Genomic DNA, 17,934 nt, shown 5'->3' with positions numbered 1-17,934 from the left:
CATTCCGATCACGCAGTGACTGACCCCGGTATTTCGCGGATTGCGCGGTGCGAGGGGAAATCAGGCGTGGATTACTGGTCCCGCCGACTCGCCCGGCAACAGTTCGCACGGCCACAGTTCCTGCAGGTCGGTGACGGGCGTGCCGTCCATCAGGGCCAGCAGCATGTGGATCATCTTCGCGCCGGCGCCGCGCGGGTCGGGCTGGACGACGGTGGTGACGTTGTGGCCAGCCAGGGAATCTTCCATCACGCCCCAGACGATCAGCGACATTTCGCGGCCGATGGCGATGCCCGCGTCGAGCAGGGCGCGCACGGCGCCCACGCCCGACATGTGGTTATCGACGATGACGGCGGTGGGGCGGGGCGAGCGGGCCAGCAGGCGCTGCATGGCCTGGTAGCCGGCGCGGCGATCGTGCGCATTGTCGACCAGGTTGTCGGGATCGACGGCCAGGCCGCCCGCCTGCATGGCGTGCTGGAAACTCTCGACGCGCTGGCGCACGAAGTTCAGGTCCGGCGTGGCGCTGATCAGGCCGATGCGCTGGTGGCCCAGCTGCGCCAGGCGCTCGACGGCCAGGCGCATGCCCGCTTCGTTGTCGTAGTCGAACCACGCATGCGGCTGGTTCAGCTGCGTGCGGCCATGCGCGACGAACGGCATGCCCTGCTGCGCCAGGTAGGCGATGCGCTCGTCGAACGGTTTCGTGCGTCCGACGATCAAGCCATCGATGCGGCGGCCCTTGACCATGCGTTCATACGTGTGGAATTCGTTGGTGGCCGAGGCGGGCGCGATCATCATGTCCATCTGCTGCGCTTCCAGCGCTTCGGACATGCCGCCCACGATGTCGATGAACATGGGGTCGGCCAGGTCGTTCGGCATCAGCGGGTAGATGATGCCGACGATGTTCGTGCGTCCCACGGCCAGGCTGCGCGCCATGGGATTGGGGCGGTAGCCGGCCGCCTGTGCGGCGGCCAGCACCCGCTCGCGCGTGCGTTCGCTCACTTCCGGATAGCCATTCAAGGCGCGGCTGACGGTGGTTTCGGATATTCCTAGCGTTCTGGCGAGATTTTTGAGGTTCATGAATGCTGCGTATGGGGTGGGTCGGGAGCGATGCGGTGCGATGAAGGGTAGTTTATCTGATAAATGCCGGAATGATCAGGGGTATGACCTGCGGCGGCGGCGCCCAAAAAAATACGCGGGCAAACCCAGGGGCGCCCGCGCTAAAAGAGGATACTGCTGAATCACTACATTGAAGCTGCCGGCCATCGCGTGCAGCGGCGAAATGGTGGGTCCGGTTACTGCCTGCCCCGAAATGCGGGCGGTGTTGCTGCCACCGGCAAGCGTCCGGGGACGCTTGCCGACGTTCTAGATGCCGGCGATTACCACCAGCTTTCCACCTGGAAGCCCATCGAGCTACCATTGGTCTTGCCACCGAACACGCCCGTCGACGACAGCGCCGATTCCGCCGCGGCGGCCGACTGGGCTGCCTTGTTCCATTTGGCGTAGGTGTAGAAGGCGCGCAGCACGGGGCGCGACCAGAAGCTGTTGCCGGCCGACAGTTGCGGCGCGAAGGTCAGCTTGGTCAGGTTGCGGCTTTCGCCGCCTTCCGGCTTGACGATGTCGTGGCCCAGTTCCACGGCCAGGCTGTAGTTGTCCGTGAAGTGGTAGACGGGGCGCGCGCCGATCGACGTCCACTTGCTGCTCACGCCTGCCGTTTCCTTGTCTTCGTAGACGAAGGTACCCATGCCCGACCAGGAACCTTTGGGCTGGATCATGATTTGTTCCGTCAGGCGCACGACCTTGTCATCCTTGCTGGCGCCCAGGCTGAAGCCGCCCGTGTTGGCGGCGCTGCCTTTGCCGTACTGCAGTGCCACCTTGTTGAATCCGCCCAGCAGATTGCCTTGCGTATGCATGATGGTCAGCAAGTGGCCGCTGGCGATGGGGGCCGCGCCTTGCGCGTTGCGTTTCTGGTTGAATTGCAGGCCCAAGGTCAGTTCGCCGTCCGGGTTGACCTTGATGCCGGAAAAGCGCAAGTCGTGGGACAGGCCCATGCGCTTGCTGTCGCCGTCGTCGGCCGTGCGCACGATGGCGTAGGCCAGCTTGGCCGCGCCCAGGTCGATGTTTTCCAGGCCGGCGCCAGGGCCGCTGTTATTCCAGAAGTAGTAATCGGTGATGTGCACGTCCTGGCGGTCGTAGTAGCGCTTGCCGACCCAGGCGCGCGCTTCGGCGAAGGCGCCCGTGCCGATCTTGTCGGCCGCCACGTTCATTTCGCGCCACGACGGGTCCGATTGTTCCCAGTCCTGGTTCTGGTTCACGGAGAACGCCACCAGGGTATTGATGCGGAAGGTGGTGCCGTTCGCTGCCTTGAAGGCCTCGCCGCCGAATTTCAGCTCGCCGTAGGTTTCGCACTCATTGCCCAGACGATATTTGGACGAGGCGCCGGCCAGGCCGAAACACGCTTCCTTGCCGCCTTCGCTGCTGGTGCCGATGCCCGAGCGGATGTAACCGCCGAAGTCGATCGGCAGGGCCGCCTGGGCCGACGCGCTCAAGGCCATGAGCACTGCCGCTGGCAACGCTTTCAAGAAAAATTTGTTCATTGTGTCTCCAGTGTTTTTATAGGTGTGGGATCGGTGCGCATCACTTTGCACAACCAAAGCGCTTTAACTATGCCTCAAAGCGCTTTGAGTATAGTTCAAAGCGCTTTGATAAGTAAACTCGTTTTGTTCTTGGCGTCGTTCGGAAACTTTGTGGGTGTTGCGGAGAAACATCAAAGGCGGGCGACGGCGCGTGGGCGCCGCCGTGTATGGCAGGAAGAGATCAGGAGGGAGTGTCGCAGGCGGGCAGGGTGGTCGGGTCCGTTGCGGCAAGGGCAGGATGCCGCAGGAACACCAGAATCAGCAGGGCAGACGCCGTGGTAATGCTGGCCAGCACATACAGCAAGTGGCGAAAGGCCGTGCCGTACGCTTGCGCCAGTTCGGCGGCGCCAGCCTGCGGCAGCAGGGTGGCCGCATGGCGCAGTTCGCCCAGCGCCAGGAAGGAGCCCGCGTGCGCCGCCTGTTCCGCGCCGATGCCGGCAAGGTCGGCGTGGCCCAGCGCCGCGACAGTAAACGTGCCCAGCAGCGCGCTGACGATGGCCAGCGCCAGGCCTTCGCCCGCGACCCTCGTCGTGTTAAAGATGCCGGCCGCCATGCCGGCCCGCTCGACGGGCACGACGCTGATGGCCAGGCCATCCATCAAGCCCCAGGGCAGGCTGATGCCGCAGCCGATCAGCAGCAGTGGCCCCAGCAAGCTGGTGGGCGACTGGCCTGGCGCGCAGGTCGACAGCCACAGCAAGCCGCCCGCCGCCAGCAGCAGGCCGCTGGCGCAGATGTGCGCGGCGGCAAGGCGTTGCGCCGCCAGGCCGGCCAGGACCGGCAGCACCAGCATGGGCGCGGACAGGGCGATCATCATGCGTCCCGCCTCCAGCGGGCTGTAGCCTTCGATGCCGATGAAGCGGGCCGGCAGCAATACGAGCAGCACGACGAAGGAAAACGCGGGCGCGGCCGCCAGCAATTGCACGCCTGCAAAGGCGGGCAGGCGGAACAGGGTCAAGTCCAGCATGGGCCGCGCGGCGCGCCGCTCCACGCGGATGAACGCGGCCAGCAGCAAGGCCGCGCCACCGAACAGCCCCAGGCTGGCGGCGCTGGCCCAGCCTTTGTGCGGCGCCTGCAGCAAGCCATAGGTAAACAGGGAGAGCGCACCCGTAAACGTCAGGGCGCCGGGCCAATCGACGCCTTGCGCCTGCGGGTCGCGCGATTCGCGCATGGCGCGCGCGGCGGCCAGCAGGGCGGCCAGGCCGGCCACGGCCGTGACGATGAAGATGGCGCGCCAGTCCGTGTGCGTGATCAAGGTGCCGGCCAGGAAGGGGCCGAAGGCCAGGCCCGCGCCGAAGGCCGTGCCGATCAGGCTGAAGGCGCGCGCGCGGGCCGGGCCGTCGAATTCCTGTGCCAGGGCCGCCAGTCCGCTCGACAGGGCCATGGCGCAGCCCAGGCCTTGGACGGCGCGCAGCACGTCAAGCCACAGGATGGCGGGCGCGGCCGCCAAGGCCAGCGCGGCGGCGGAAAACACAGCCATGCCCAGCAAGAACACGCGCTTGCGGCCATAACGGTCGGCCAGCGCGCCGGCCACCATCAGGCAGCCGCCAAAGCTGAGCATGAAGGCATTCGTGATCCAGGCCAGCGCCAGCGGCGTGCCGCGCAGCTCGGCGGCGATGGCGGGAATGGCGATAGCCGGCCCCGTAAAACTGAGCGGCATGCACAGCGCAGCGAGGCAGACGGCGGCCAGCACGAAGGCGCGCCGGGACGCGGAGGCAGGCTGCACACGGTGATTCGTATCCATGGGAATGATTCCAGAAAGAGGGAATCCGATGATAATATGGATGCAATCCATGAAAAAGTGGCTGAAAATCCACTCATAACGGACAAATATTCCCTAATTGAGGTCGCATGGATAATTTGAACGGCATTGCCGCCTTCGTGCGCGCGGCGGAAACTTCCAGTTATGTGGCGGCCGGGCGGCTACTCGGCGTGTCGGCTTCGGCCGTGGGCAAGAGCGTGGCGCGGCTGGAAGAAAAGCTGGGCGTGCGCCTGCTCAACCGTAGCACGCGGCGCATCAGCCTGAGCAACGAGGGCGCGCTGTTTTACGAGCGCTGCCAGCGCATCCTGGCCGACCTGGGCGATGCCGAGGCGGAACTGTCGCACCTGGCCGAGGCGCCGCGCGGCAAGCTGCGCGTCAGCCTGCCCGTGATCGGCTACCGCATCATCCTGCCCCTGCTGGCCGATTTTACGCGCCAGTACCCGGAGATCGAGCTCGACCTCGATTTCAACGACCGCCTGGTCGACGTGGTGGCCGAAGGCGTCGACGTGGCCGTGCGCAGCGGAACGCTCACGGATTCGCGGCTGATGGCGCGCGAACTGGGGCCGTTTGCCTTTGCCATCGTCGGTTCTCCCGCGTACTTCGCCCGCCATGGCGTGCCGGCCTCGCCGCGCGCGCTGGAAGGGCACGCCTGCGTGCGCTATAAATTCCCCACCACGGGCAAGTTGCAGGAATGGGCGCTGCAGCGCGCCGAGGGCGACAGCGGCGGCGAGTTGCGCTTGCCGACCGCATTGACTTGCAACAATATCGAAGCCTTGATCGGTGCCGCCACGCAGGGCGTGGGCCTCGCCTATTTACCTGACTTTATCGTGCGCGACGCCATCGCGCGCGGTGAACTGCAAGCCGTGCTGGCAGACAGCTTGCTGTACTCGAGCAAGTTCTGGGTGCTGTGGCCGTCGAGCCGCCACCTGTCGCCCAAAATTCGCGTCTTTGTTGACCATCTGTGTACCCACCTGCATTTTTCCGCGTCCCCTCCCGACCCTGCATCCATCGCTTGATACCTCTGGCCCCCGTGCTGGCGGCGGGTTGGGGAATATTCCTACCCCAAAGCGATTAATCCTAATCCGCTAAATTTATATTTGCTGCGCCGCATCAAGCAATGCCGCACAGCATCAGCTTATGCCCTTCCTGAATACCAGTCATACGTTATTGAAATTGCCATAAGGAATTTATTTATGTTAATTTCATATCTGTTTCTGCAACATTGAATCGCTTCGGCGGTTGCCGGGACATGTGCAGGATTAGGCGCCATAAGCGTGTAGTAACCAACAATTAAGGGGTGACTGCCCCGTTCCGTTCAGGGAGTGTGCATGAAGACAGTGATGACGACGCCGCCGGATCCGGCACCAGCCGCGACCGCGAAACCGGCCCGCAAAACGGGTTTGCTGCTGGGTGGCGGCGCACCAAATTCCACCCTGATCGCTGGCGCGCTGGCCGCTTTCCTCGATGAGGGCATCGAGTTCGACGTCATTTCCGCGTCCGGCGCGGGAGTGCTGATGGGTTTGCTTTACACGACGCCGCACGAGGCCACGCCGCGCCAGGCCCTGCAAAGCTGGGCCGACACGGGCGTGGCCGACAGCATCTACAAGATGATCCCGATCAACTACAAGGTATTCCAGAAGCCGGGCATGCACGCGAGCACCTTCCGCGACGCTTTCCAGCCGCCGGCCAACAATCCTTTTTTTCAGGCATTCCAGCAAACGTTTGCGGGCGTGCCCACGGCCTGGTCGGACTGGGGCAAGCTGATGGTGTCGTCGCTGTCGCCATCGGACCTGTCCGCGAAAAGCCTGGGCCTGTGCGCGCATTTGCCCTTCCTGGAAAAAGCCGTCGACTTCTCGGGCGTGACGCGCATGCGCCCCGATTTCTACATCAATGCCTACAACCTCAGCGAGCACCGCATGCAAATCTGGGGTAAGCACGAGATCGAGCCCATCCACGTGCGCGCGGCCCTGTCGTTTCCCTTCCTATATGCGCCGACGACCATCGACGGCGACGACTACATCGAAGGCGCGGCCCTCGACACGCTCAATTTCGACCCGTTTATCGAAGGCAAGGGCGAGCACCATGACGCCGACACCCTGGTCATCCTCGACATCCTCGGCGACGAGCGCCTGTTGCGCAAGCCGCGCAACCTGTACGACGCCTGGGTGCGCTCCATCATCACGCCGCTGGTGAAAATTTCCAAGAGCGAACTGCGCCTGTTTGAGCTCGAGCACAACACGGATGCGCGCACGGGCCAGCCCAAGCGGCGTCTGCTGAAACTCGATCTGATGGGCGGCATCCCGGAGCAGCACTGGCCCGACACCCTGGACTGGTCCAGCTCGAACATGCAGCTGCTGTTCGACGTGGGCCACAAGGCGGGCCTGGCGTTTTGCCGCCAGCACGGCGACTTGCTGCGCCGCACGCCTGACGCAGCTCCGCTGGCGGCCTAAGCCCGCGCCGCCTGCAACCGGTCCTGGCCACCTGATCGGCAGCTACTCATCCCGCCTGGCCTTGCCAGGCCACCTTTTTACTGTGAAACACCATGAATATCACCAAGCAATTAATCCTGACCCTCACCATCGCCTTGCTGGCCCTGCTATTGCTGGGCGCCGGCGGCGCCATCCAGCTGCAGCGCGCCCAGGAGCGCTTTGACACTGTGCAAAACCGCATCATTCCCAGCATCCAGGGCTTGAATGCGGCCAAGGGTTTCCTGGCCGATTCGCGCCTGGCCGGCTATCGCCTGTCCGTGTTCTCGAATCTGGCCGACAAGACGGCGCTGGACAAGGCCGTGGCCGACGCCAACACGAATTTCGACAAAGTGATTGCCACCTACCGCGCCGAGCGCCTGTACGACGCGACGGACAGCAAGATGCTCGACGCCGACCAGGCCGCCATGGAAGCGTACCGCCGCGCGCTGGTGCCATTCTTTGCCGCCGCCTACGCGGGCGACATGGATGGCGTGCGCGCCACCTTGCTGGCCGGCACGCCGCTGGCCATCACGGCCGCCGCCGCGAAAAAGAGCATGGATGACCATATCGCCTACAACAACAAGCTGGTCGACGATGTCAAAGCGGAAAGCCTGGCCGCCTACGACACGGCATTCAACACCATGCTGGCCGTGCTGGGCGTGGCCGTGCTGCTGACGGGCGCGCTGGCCTGGCATATCTACCGCACCATCAGCGGCGGCCTGGGCAATATCGAACATACGCTGGAGCGGGTCAGCGCTTCGCTGGACCTGTCCGCGGCCATGCCCGTCGAGCGCATGGATGAAGTGGGCCGCACGGCCACCGCCTTCAACAAGTTTCTGGAGCGCATAGTCGGCGTGATCGCCACCGTGCGCACCTCGGCCGATACGGTCAGCGTGGCGGCCGCGCAGATTTCCGCCGGCAACGCGGACTTGTCCGTGCGCACGGAGCAGCAGGCGTCGTCGCTGGAAGAAACGGCCTCCAGTCTGGAAGAGCTGACCTCGGCCGTGCGCCAGAATACGGACAATGCGCGTCAGGCGAACTCGCTGGCCGTGTCCGCCTCGGACGTGGCGCGCAAGGGCGGCGCCGTGGTGGCGCAAGTGGTAGGTACGATGGGCTCGATCAATGAATCGGCGAAGAAGATCGCCGACATTATCGGCGTGATCGACGGCATTGCCTTCCAAACCAACATTTTGGCGCTGAATGCGGCCGTCGAAGCGGCCCGCGCGGGCGAGCAGGGCCGCGGCTTCGCCGTGGTGGCAACGGAAGTGCGCAACCTGGCGCAGCGTTCGGCAGCGGCTGCCAAGGAAATCAAGGGCTTGATCGAGGACTCGGTGGATAAAGTCAACACGGGCAGCGCGCTGGTCGACCAGGCGGGCGCGACGATGGAAGAAATCGTCGCCAGCATCCGCCGCGTGACGGACATCATGGGCGACATCGCCAACGCCAGCCACGAGCAAAGCGCCGGCATCGAGCAAGTGAACCAGGCTATTTCGCAAATGGACCAGGTCACCCAGCAAAACGCGGCCCTGGTGGAAGAGGCGGCGGCCGCCGCATCCTCGCTGCAGGACCGCGCCGTCGAACTGGTCGATGTGGTGGCCGTATTCCGCCTGCGCGGCGATGCCAAGGAAAAATCATTGAAGGTGGCGGGCGGCTTGCCGGCCCCGGCTTCAAGCGCCGCCAGCCGGCGCCTGGCGCTGCCGGGCCGCAGTGCCCGCGCCTAAACTTTGTGACTGCCCCGGTACGCCGGGTTTTTTTTGCGGCGCAACCGTCCGGTACGCGAGCGTTGACGTGCTGCGCCTGTGGCGAGGGTCGTCAAGTTGCTCGGGCGGGCAGGGCGGAAGGAGGGGGGGCACCCGGCTCTGCGCCAGTCCGGGTGCCTGTCTCATTTTCGGGCGCGTGAGTCCGCTTACGCCCCAAACCGGACGATCACTGCTGCCCAACTGATTTCAGCTACGCAAGTCGTCCGATCTGAACTTATTGAAAAGTGACTCGTACCGCCAGCCATCCGCAGCAACAACGGTGCAATCGGTGGCAGCAACGTTGCGATGAAAAACCGCGATGGGATCCGAAATCTCTTGCATAGTCAGGACCTTCATCAAATGCGTCCTCGCACTGTTGGCGACTTCTTCTTCTGCATATCTTCCGTTTACAAGTTCAGCTGTTCTTCGCATCTCTGCTAGGTCGCCACCGCCCGAAAAATGGAGCAAGTCTTGCCAGTAAGGTACTGCTACAACGATGGCGAGCCATTCACTGAGGTTGGAAGCGACCTTACCCGCCTGGCCTTCGGACGTTACATAAAGTATTGGCATTTGGTCGAAGTCGCCGTCGCCGTACGCGAGAAATGCGCCGCCCGTGCTTTCGCCTGCGATCACAAGAAACCTGTGTTCCGGAGTGATTCTTATCCACGAATAGTCCCGGGAAGCGCGGTCGATGTCGAAATCATAGGCCTGTGCAAGGTCGTCAACAACTGCGCGAAAACTTTGTAAATCCGTAAGCTTGATCATTAGTTGAGAGTCATTTCGCGCTAGGTGCTGGCTGCATTTAAAGGTCCGCTTGTGGCCGAACGCGGTCAACAATCGCTCTATGATAGCCTCAATCGCGTCCTTGAGGACTCGACAATCCGGCTTATCGCGTCAAGAAATTGAGCTGGATTGGCCGCAAGTGCCTGTAACTTTGATGAGCGGTCCTTCAGCTCTATGGCCCACGGGTACGCCTCGGGCGATTCAGCTACCGCTACGAAGCGTTTAGTTGCATGTGCAAAATCGTTGGTAAGCGTCGCCGCTATGGCGGCATGATAGTTACACCATATATCGGAGAAATCCTTCGTCTTCAAATGCGCCGCAATTCGCTCCAGTGAGGAAAATCGCGCACGCAGCTTCAGGACCTCATCATGGGCACGCATTGCGAGAGCGACCGCCGCCTCGGTAAACTGCTCATCATTTTCAAATCGCTTGAATGCTTCAACGCGATAACCCTCGTCGAACGAAAAATAGTCCTTTTCATACCAGAGCCAACAAGCACCTGCATTCAGAAAACTTCCATTGGACCATGAGTGGGGTTGGAACTCTATTACGCCAACCCATAGCGGATGACAATCGAGCCATGTTCGCGATGTGCCCTTTTGTTTGCAGCCCAACGGCCTGAGCGTAGACTTTGCAGCATTTGCTATCAGGCGATTTATATCGTTCGTGGCCATTCTTCCTCAACGATGAATCTGGTAGTGCGATTTTAAAGTAAGGTTCTATGAGTAAGGGGCGGCAAGGTCCGCATGTGGCCGGTAGCGGCACCAGAGCATAGTGGATTGCTAAGCAGAAAAACTCACAAATTGTCACGCTGCCGCGAATGACCGCTTGTGGCCGGTTGCAGTCGTCGGCAGGTTCAGCCCCAAAACGGACATCTGAACGCAGGCTTGACGATATTGAATTCTACCCAAGGTCGAGATCTTCGTTCGCCACATCAAATGCAAGGAGCATCTCCACGCCCTCCTGATCGTCGCAGTCAATCAACAGCTCGCCGGAATCGAGTATGTCGGTGATTGGAACCGTCATGCCGAATGTGCCGCTCAATCCAATCTGAAGCGACATCCCTGGGGAAACAGTTCCTGACGATAATGAGCCTCGAACAATTGCTAACTGGCCGTTGCCATAATCTTCGATCGAGGCGCAATGAAAATTTGTTCTCACGAGCAGCCTAATATAAATGATCAGCGGCGCAGCTAAGCTCGGCTGAAGGAAGAGTTAAAAGCGCGACCGCTGCGCCTGGCCGGCTGCCGTCGCCAGCAGTTTTCGCCCCACTGCCGACGTTCAGCCCGGACCTGCGGGTGCTCGCGTGCTTAGGTTTTTTCGGGCTTTGCGATGAGACGCCAGGGGATGGCAAACGGGCCTGTCAGAGCGACTATCATGTCCCTGACCGCAGTTCTTTTCAGAAGGCGTCGTGTGGCAATCAGGTGGCAAGCCACTGCTGAAAGCAGCCAGATCAAAGCGGGGATGTATGCCGTCACTGTGAACTCCGATCATAGTTGCGTTGCATGCAGGCGATGATAGCAGGCTCATCTTGGCGGTGCAATTCGGGACCGGACATCGTCCTGGTTGTTGGCTCCTGGCCGGACCCGCTTCTTAATCAAAGACAAGTCGCTGCCCCACCTCGAATGCATTCTCATGGCAATGAAACAGGATGCACGGCGTGTCGTTCGAATAGACCATCGCGTCGTCACGCGAAGGGACAAAAATATCCGACCAATTATCGACCAGGAACACACTGCTGCATACGAAGCATTCGTCTTCTCCAAACACAACTACGACCTGCTGACTTCCCTGCATACGGGCACGTAACCATCTGGTCGCGCTGGCCACATCATCGCCGAATGCGAACCGTTCGATGGAGCCAACGGTGTTAACGTCCAGGCCGGGATGCGTCTTCGAATCATGAAGGCGCACTACATCATAGGCACGGCGAGCCCCCTCGGCATCAAGCCAAATGATATCCGCTACGTGATGCTTTAGCTCTTCAACCCTCCAGTGTGTTGCTTTCATCATTTCTCAATATTCAAGGTGCTCACGGTCAGCGTTTTTAGGATAGCATCGTGCCCAGGTGTAAATGCATGCATTGTCATTTTTTTATCAGGTGCGCGCCTGCTCAATGGCATGCCGGTTCAGCCTGGCTCGTCATGGCCCGGCTCTGCCTGTGGCAAGTACCGCCAGAATTCAATGATATTGCAATGATATTGATATGAATAGGGAGAATCCCCATTGATGCAAATCGAAGAGAGCATCCACATAGCCGTCCCGCCCATGGTCATCGATCAAATCTGGAGCGAAGTCGACCGATGGCACCTGTGGGATCCGGATACAAAGCAAGCCCGGCTCAATGGGCCGTTCGCGGTGGGCACGCATGGCAGGATCGTTCCCAGCAAGGGGATGGGCATTCCGCTGCTGGTCACGGAGCGCACGGCCGGCCGCTCGTTCACCGTCGAGGGCCACATCCCCCTGTTCCGCATCCACTTCGAGCACACGGTTGCCGCCGTCAATGGCGGATCGGAAGTCGTTCACCGCGTGTGGTTCACTGGTGCGCTTGCCTTTCTGTTCGGGCCAGGCGTTGCCAGGCAAGTCCGGCAAGGGCTACCCAAAACGATGCGCTCGCTCAAGGCCTATGCCGAGAAACGCAACGAAACCCTCCATGATGGCGAGGCGGGCAGGGCGAAGGCGACCACTGCCTGACAGATAGTTTCTCTTGGTCAATTCCTTGCAAAGCACCGCGTCAAATTAACGTGCCCTTCCCGTCATGATGGAATACAATTCCTGCGTGGCGGCCAGCTTGCCTGGCAAGGCCGGGCACGGCGCCTTTGACCTCGGAAAGATGTTGGCTTATGACTCTGCAGTTCCCCCAGCGACCGGCGCCTTGCGCGCCATCCACGCTCCGTATTTCACGCAAGCCCCTCGTTTCCCTGTTCGTCCTGACGTTTTCGGCTCTGCTGGTCACGGCACCCGTCATGGCTGCCGCTCCTGCCGGTAGCAGCGTCATGCTGGAAGAGCTGACCAGCACGGAGTTGCGCAGCCGTATCGACCACGGCGCCACCACCGTGCTCGTGCCGATCGGCGGCGTCGAGCAGAGCGGGCCGTATATCGCGCTGGGCAAGCACAATGTGCGCGCCGGCTTGCTGGCGCGCCAGATCGCACAGCAGCTGGGTAACACCATCGTCGCCCCCGTCGTTTCCTACGTGCCGGAAGGCGCGATTTCGCCGCCGGCCGGCCATATGCGCTTTGCCGGCACGATTTCGATACCGCCGGCCGCCTTCGAAGCCCTTCTGGAAGGGGCCGCCGCCAGCCTGCGTCAGCATGGCTTCCGCGACATCATTTTCCTTGGCGATCACGGTGGCTACCAGAAGAACGAGCAGAACGTGGCGAATAAACTCAACCGCGCCTGGGGCAAGACACCTGCGGGCAAGGACGCGCGCGCCTACGCCTTGCTCGATTACTATGACATCACGCAATCGGCCTATATTGCCGAATTGCAGAAGCGCGGCCACAGCAGCGCCGAGATTGGCCTGCATGCGGGATTGGCGGACGCGGCCTTGATGCTGGCGACGGACCCGTCGCTCGTGCGCAGCGAGGCCATGGCCCACGGAGCGAAGCCGGGTGTGGCGGACGGCGTGCGCGGCGACGCGACGCGGGCAACAAAGGAGCTGGGCCAGATCGGTATCAAGCTGCAGGTGGACACCTCGGTGGCCGCCATCAAGCAATTGCTGCAACGAAATAAGTAAATCTTCCGCTGGGAGTGCTGAACTTCCGGCTTTTGCAACGAAACGACGCGAAAAAACATGAAAAAATCTCAACGACGCACCATCGTCACCTTGTCCGCCCTGGCTGCCGCACTGGCCGGCCTGGGCGTGGCCAGCCAGGTCATCGGCGCCAGCACGCCGGCCCCGGCCGCTGTCGCTGCGGCGCCGGCGGCAACCTATTCGCCGCTGCCGGGCATGCCGCCGCTGGTGGACCCGAAAAACGTGTATGGCAGCATCGCCAGCAGCAATATGAGTCCCGTCGTCAAGGATCACCTGCGCCGGGTCTACGTGCCCAATTTGCGCTCGAACGACGTTTACGTGATCGACCAGGACAGCCTGAAAGTGGTCGACAAGTTCAAGGTCGGCAGCGGCCCGCAGCACGTCGTGCCGTCGTGGGACTTGCGCACCCTGTGGGTGGCGAACAATGCCGAGCGCACGGACAAGGGCAGCCTGACGCCGGTCGACCCCTTGACGGGCAAGCCGGGCAAGGAAGTGCCCGTCGATGATCCCTACAATATGTATTTCACGCCGGACGGCAAGTCGGCTATCGTCGTGGCCGAAGCGCGCCACCGTCTCGATTTCCGCGATCCGAAAACCATGGCGGTGCAGTATTCGATCGATACGCCCCAGTGCGGCGGCATCAACCATGCGGATTTCTCGAACGATGGCCGCTACGCCATGTTCACCTGCGAATTCGACGGCACCATCGCCAAGATCGACCTGGTGGGCCGCAAGGTCGACGGTTACTTGAAATTGCAGATGCCGGCCAAGCGCTTTGCCGAGTCCGGCCCCGTGGGCGGCCCGGCGAATGAAATCTGCAGCGTCAAGAAGGGCATGCCGCAAGACATACGCATCTCGCCGGACGGCAAGAAATTCTTTATCGCCGACATGGACGCCGATGGCGTGCACATCGTCGATGGCGCCACCCTGAAGGAAATCGGCTTCATCCAGACGGGCGTGGGCGCGCACGGCCTGTACCCGAGCCGTGACGGTAAAAAGTTATACGTGGCCAACCGCGGCACGCACCGCATCCACGGCAAGCCGAAGGGCAAGGGCAGCGTCAGCGTGATCGATTTCGCCACGGAAAAAGTCGTGTCGAACTGGCCGATTCCCGGCGGCGGCAGCCCCGACATGGGCAACGTGAGCGCCGACGGCAAGTATCTGTGGCTGTCCGGCCGTTTCGACGACGTGGTGTACCGCATCGATACGAACAGCGGCGACGTGTCCAAAGTGAAAGTCGGCCAGGAACCGCACGGCCTGACCGTCTGGCCGCAGCCGGGCCGCTATTCGCTGGGTCATACGGGCAATCTGCGCTAAGCGTGGAACGCATGGAAATCGATTCGCTGGAGCAACTGCGCGCGCATTATCCGCCCGCGCAGGGGCGGGCGCTGAGCAAGCAGCTCGACCACCTCGATCCGCATTGCATCGCCTTCATCGGGCTGTCGCCGTTCGTCGTGCTGGCCACGGGCGGGGCTGGCGGCCAGCTCGACGCCTCGCCGCGCGGCGGTGCGCCCGGTTTCGTGCACGTGCTCGATGCCCATACTCTGCTGCTGCCCGATGCCAAGGGCAATAACCGCCTGGACAGTTTCAGCAATATTGCCGAGACGGGCAAGGCGGGACTGCTGTTCATGATTCCCGGCGTCGATGAAACCTTGCGCGTGAATGGCGAGGCCAGCCTCAGCGACGATGCGGCGCTGCTGGCGTATTTTGCCGGCGAGCGCAACCCGCCGCGCCTGCTCATGCGCCTGCGCGTGGCCGAAGCTTATTTGCACTGCGCCAAGGCCTTGATGCGTGCGCGCCTGTGGGATAGCACGGCCCAGGTCGAACGCTCCGTCTTGCCGACGATGGGCCGGATGATCGGGGACCAGACGGGAAGTATTGGCCCGCTGGAAACACAGGAGCAGATGCTTGCCCGCTACGCGCAGGATCTGTAGCTTTGCTTGCTTAAAAGGCAATGCTGGCGCATACTGCGCTTCCTTTCCCACTACCTGCAAGGAGCGCCATCATGATTCTTGATCACATCGGTTTGACTGTCAGCGATGCACAGGCCAGCAAGGCTTTCTTTTCCGCCGCCCTGGCGCCCCTGGGCGTCTCGGTGGTGATGGAAGAGCAGGGCTGGATTGGCATGGGTAAAGATGGCAAGCCCGATTTCTGGTTCGGCGTGGGCGGTGCGGCGCATGCCGGCATGCATCTCGCCTTCGCGGCGGACAACCGCGCCCAGGTGGACGCGTTCTACAAGGCCGCGCTGGAAGCGGGCGGCAAAGACAATGGCGCGCCCGGCATCCGCGCCATCTATCACCCGAATTACTATGGCGCTTTCGTGCTGGGGCCCGATGGCCACAATGTCGAAGCCGTCTGCCACCGTCCCGAGCCTTGATGCCGGGCATTACCTGAAGAGAGCAGCATGAAGCACAGCGCCACCCTGTTTGCCGATGATGCCGGCCGCTATGCCTACGTCAAGGCGGGTTTCTCCTGGCCGGCCCTGTTCCTGGGCTCGTTCTGGGCCGTCGCCAAGCGCCGCTGGTGGCTGGTGCTGCTCATGTTGGCGATGGATGCGTGCCTGTGGTTTGGCAGCCATCTCGCCACCGAAATGCGCATCGGCCCGATGATGCTGCTGATGGCCGGCGCGGAACTCAGTTATCTGCTGGCGCGCGGCTGGTACGGCAACCGCTGGCTGGAAGCGTCGCTGCGCAGCCATGGCTACAGGCCCGTCGTGCCGGGCACGGGTGCCGCTGGCTGAGCTTGCCTGACACAGATTTTCCTTTCCGTTACTGACGTTTGCCAAGAGCAAGCCGTCCAGCCCAGACTTTTTGCGCAGCCTAGCGCACCTTTGATCCAGATCATGCCTCACCTGCGGTGCTCACGTAGCCTTGGGACTCGCGTTGCAAAGCATCTTCCCACCAATCGGATATGTTTTTTCGCGTTTCGTGGCGTAGCCCTGCTGTCTGTCTCACCGTTCGACAGCCGGTGGTGTCGCCATCTGTTTATGTCCACCCAACCGCTATTAATGAGGAACTCCATGTATCCATATTCCCGTAGTGTTACCCCCGCCGCCAAAAATCACCTGGAAGCGCAGCTGGCTTTCTTCAATGGCCTGTCGAAGTCGCTGTTTCAATCGATGCAGCATTTCAGTGACCTGAACATGCAACTGGCGCAAGGCTTGCTGGAAGAAAGCACGGTCACCAGCCAGAACCTGTTGACGGTCGAGCGCGCCGAAGATATGTTCCAGGTGGCCGCCGCCTCGGGCCAGCCAGCCGCCGAGCAACTGCGCAAGTATCAGCAACAGGTGTCGCGCCTGGCTGCCGATACGCAGGTCGAGCTGGCCAATGTGGCAGAGCGTCATGTGAATGAAACGAGCCGTACCGCCAAGGCCCTGGCTGAAGAAGTGGCCCGCACCGCTTCGGAAGAAACGGAGAAAAACGTGCGCAAGCAGCAGGAAGCCATGCAGCGCATGGCCGAACCGTTCCAGGCCTATCAGCAAAACGGCGCTAACCGCGACCAGCAGCGTGGTGCGCAAAGCCGTGACGGTCAAAGCCTGCAAAGCGCCAGCCACCAGGGCAGCCAGCAGTCGTCCGGCAGCGAAAGCTCGGCCAGCGGCAGCGCATCGCAAGCGGGCTCCGCTCAAAGCAAGAGCAGCAGCGCCAGCCGTAAAGAGTAAGTACGAAGCTGCTTGCAGCTGAGCCGCATCGCGAGGGCCGAGCCTTGCTATGCGGCCAGCCGGCACGCGGCATTGTGCGTATTGGTTTGGGCAGAGCGCCCGCCCTTCACGGGGCGGGCGTTTTGTCGTATGCGTGCAGCTCCGGGGCTGACGTGCCTGAGCCAGGTGAGCGGGGCGGCAAGGCTGGGCCTGCCGGCGAGCCGGTATCTGACACGACTGCGGGCAAGACCGCTGACGAGACCGCGTTGCCGGCGCCACTGTTCGCATCGATGAAGGCGCTGACGGCGTCCAGCGTGGGCGCCAGCCTGCGCAACGGGGTGGCCAGCGTGGCGACCAGGGTGGCGTGGCCCACATGGTCGAAATAGGTTTCCGTCACGGACCGGTGCAGCGCGCGCAAGGCGCTGGCCAGGCCGCCCGTGTTGCGTTGTGGATCGACCAGCTTGTCCTTGCCGGGCCTTGGAGCGATCAACAGGGCGGGCGGGGCGTCGGCCGTCACGTGGTGAATGGGCTGCGAAGCGGCGGGCGTGTCCGGGTAAAAGAACACGGGCCGGGTGATGGTGTTTTCGATCGGCAGGAAATCATAGGGGCCGGCCAGGCCTATCCAGCCCCGCAAGTCGTGCGGACGCATGCCATGGCGCGCCAGCAGGCTGGCGTCGAGCGCCAGCATGGCCGCATTGTAGGCGCCGGCGCTATGGCCCATGACAAACAAACGCGTCGGGTCGCCGCCATGGCGGCTCGATTCCATCGCGGCCCAGGCCACGGCGCGGGCCGCATCCTGCAATATCTCGGGGTAATGCACGTCCGGATACAGCCGGTAGTCGGCGATCACGGCCAGGTAGCCGCGCGCCGCGAGCGCGTGGCCGACGAAGGCATAGTCGGCGCGCTCGCCCGTCGTCCAGTTGCCGCCATAAAAGAATACCACCACGGGCACGGGTCCCGTGCGGGTCTTGGGCGCGTACACATCGAGTTTCTGCCGTGGCAGGGGGCCGTAGGCCAGGCCGCGCGTCACTTGCGAGGTGCTGCCGGATGACAAGGCATTGATGGCGGTCAAGGGCGAGCAGGCAGCCAGGCCGGCAGCGAGCGGGATGGCCGCCAGCAAACCGAGCAGGGTGGTGCGCAGGATCGTCATGCGGGCTCCTGAT

Annotated in this window: 18 protein-coding genes; 10 read left to right on the top strand and 8 right to left on the bottom strand. The window is 62.4% G+C overall.

All coding sequences use genetic code 11. The features are described 5' to 3' along the window. Positions 1-60 precede the first annotated feature (60 nt). From CSQ95_RS04985 to CSQ95_RS04975, 3 genes are all read right to left on the bottom strand, one after another. Positions 61-1,074, bottom strand: a complete 1,014-nt coding sequence (locus CSQ95_RS04985; protein ID WP_070218272.1) for a substrate-binding domain-containing protein — start codon at positions 1,072-1,074, stop codon at positions 61-63. Positions 1,075-1,373: 299 nt separating this feature from the next. Beyond that, the gene (locus CSQ95_RS04980) at positions 1,374-2,591 is read right to left on the bottom strand and encodes a carbohydrate porin (RefSeq protein ID WP_099408721.1); all 1,218 of its coding nucleotides are present in this window, start codon (positions 2,589-2,591) and stop codon (positions 1,374-1,376) included. Positions 2,592-2,811: 220 nt separating this feature from the next. Further along, complete coding sequence (locus tag CSQ95_RS04975; protein WP_099408720.1) at positions 2,812-4,371, bottom strand: MFS transporter; 1,560 nt, start codon at positions 4,369-4,371, stop codon at positions 2,812-2,814. Positions 4,372-4,478: 107 nt separating this feature from the next. On the opposite strand from CSQ95_RS04975, the gene CSQ95_RS04970 reads away from it, so the two are divergent. From CSQ95_RS04970 to CSQ95_RS04960, 3 genes are all read left to right on the top strand, one after another. Then, positions 4,479-5,405 (top strand): LysR family transcriptional regulator, encoded by a 927-nt coding sequence (locus tag CSQ95_RS04970; protein WP_099408719.1) that lies wholly within the window; start codon positions 4,479-4,481, stop codon positions 5,403-5,405. Positions 5,406-5,717: 312 nt separating this feature from the next. Continuing rightward, entirely contained in the window at positions 5,718-6,839 is a 1,122-nt protein-coding gene (locus CSQ95_RS04965) for a patatin-like phospholipase family protein (protein WP_373631368.1), read from the top strand. Between the two features lie 92 nt (positions 6,840-6,931). Continuing rightward, a complete protein-coding gene (locus CSQ95_RS04960) occupies positions 6,932-8,578 on the top strand; it encodes a methyl-accepting chemotaxis protein (RefSeq protein WP_099408718.1) in 1,647 nt (548 codons plus the stop codon). Positions 8,579-8,803: 225 nt separating this feature from the next. Here CSQ95_RS04960 and CSQ95_RS04955 read toward each other — a convergent pair whose 3' ends face one another. From CSQ95_RS04955 to CSQ95_RS04950, 4 genes are all read right to left on the bottom strand, one after another. Continuing rightward, positions 8,804-9,361 carry a hypothetical protein gene (locus tag CSQ95_RS04955; RefSeq protein ID WP_099408717.1) on the bottom strand — a complete coding sequence of 186 codons (558 nt, stop codon included), beginning with the start codon at positions 9,359-9,361 and terminating at the stop codon, positions 8,804-8,806. Between the two features lie 77 nt (positions 9,362-9,438). Further along, positions 9,439-10,053 (bottom strand): hypothetical protein, encoded by a 615-nt coding sequence (locus CSQ95_RS29005; RefSeq protein ID WP_143449905.1) that lies wholly within the window; start codon positions 10,051-10,053, stop codon positions 9,439-9,441. 229 nt (positions 10,054-10,282) lie between these two features. Further along, the gene (locus tag CSQ95_RS29000; RefSeq protein WP_143449904.1) at positions 10,283-10,540 is read right to left on the bottom strand and encodes a hypothetical protein; all 258 of its coding nucleotides are present in this window, start codon (positions 10,538-10,540) and stop codon (positions 10,283-10,285) included. Between the two features lie 432 nt (positions 10,541-10,972). Further along, complete coding sequence (locus tag CSQ95_RS04950; RefSeq protein ID WP_070218265.1) at positions 10,973-11,392, bottom strand: hypothetical protein; 420 nt, start codon at positions 11,390-11,392, stop codon at positions 10,973-10,975. A gap of 216 nt (positions 11,393-11,608) precedes the next feature. On the opposite strand from CSQ95_RS04950, the gene CSQ95_RS04945 reads away from it, so the two are divergent. The 7 genes from CSQ95_RS04945 (at position 11,609) to CSQ95_RS04915 (ending at position 16,792) form a co-directional block, all read left to right on the top strand. Continuing rightward, on the top strand, positions 11,609-12,073 hold the full coding sequence (locus CSQ95_RS04945; RefSeq protein ID WP_099408716.1) for an SRPBCC family protein: 465 nt from the start codon (positions 11,609-11,611) through the stop codon (positions 12,071-12,073). A 272-nt stretch (positions 12,074-12,345) separates the two neighbouring features. Next, on the top strand, positions 12,346-13,116 hold the full coding sequence (locus tag CSQ95_RS04940) for a creatininase family protein (protein WP_099408715.1): 771 nt from the start codon (positions 12,346-12,348) through the stop codon (positions 13,114-13,116). 57 nt (positions 13,117-13,173) lie between these two features. After that, on the top strand, positions 13,174-14,451 hold the full coding sequence (locus CSQ95_RS04935) for a YncE family protein (RefSeq protein ID WP_099408714.1): 1,278 nt from the start codon (positions 13,174-13,176) through the stop codon (positions 14,449-14,451). Between the two features lie 11 nt (positions 14,452-14,462). Beyond that, positions 14,463-15,068 (top strand): pyridoxamine 5'-phosphate oxidase family protein, encoded by a 606-nt coding sequence (locus CSQ95_RS04930; RefSeq protein WP_099408713.1) that lies wholly within the window; start codon positions 14,463-14,465, stop codon positions 15,066-15,068. 71 nt (positions 15,069-15,139) lie between these two features. Beyond that, positions 15,140-15,511: a VOC family protein gene (locus CSQ95_RS04925; protein WP_218963578.1), complete on the top strand. Its 372-nt coding sequence runs from the start codon at positions 15,140-15,142 to the stop codon at positions 15,509-15,511. A gap of 27 nt (positions 15,512-15,538) precedes the next feature. Beyond that, a complete protein-coding gene (locus CSQ95_RS04920) occupies positions 15,539-15,874 on the top strand; it encodes a hypothetical protein (RefSeq protein ID WP_099408712.1) in 336 nt (111 codons plus the stop codon). A gap of 279 nt (positions 15,875-16,153) precedes the next feature. Further along, the gene (locus CSQ95_RS04915) at positions 16,154-16,792 is read left to right on the top strand and encodes a phasin family protein (RefSeq protein WP_099408711.1); all 639 of its coding nucleotides are present in this window, start codon (positions 16,154-16,156) and stop codon (positions 16,790-16,792) included. Between the two features lie 106 nt (positions 16,793-16,898). Here CSQ95_RS04915 and CSQ95_RS04910 read toward each other — a convergent pair whose 3' ends face one another. Continuing rightward, positions 16,899-17,921, bottom strand: a complete 1,023-nt coding sequence (locus CSQ95_RS04910; protein ID WP_099408710.1) for an alpha/beta hydrolase — start codon at positions 17,919-17,921, stop codon at positions 16,899-16,901. Positions 17,922-17,934: the final 13 nt, after the last annotated feature.

It is taken from the genome of Janthinobacterium sp. BJB304 (assembly GCF_002735765.1).
Lineage (GTDB): Bacteria > Pseudomonadota > Gammaproteobacteria > Burkholderiales > Burkholderiaceae_D > Janthinobacterium.
Note: the sequence above shows the minus strand (reverse complement) of the source record. Positions and strands in the feature narration are given on the sequence as shown.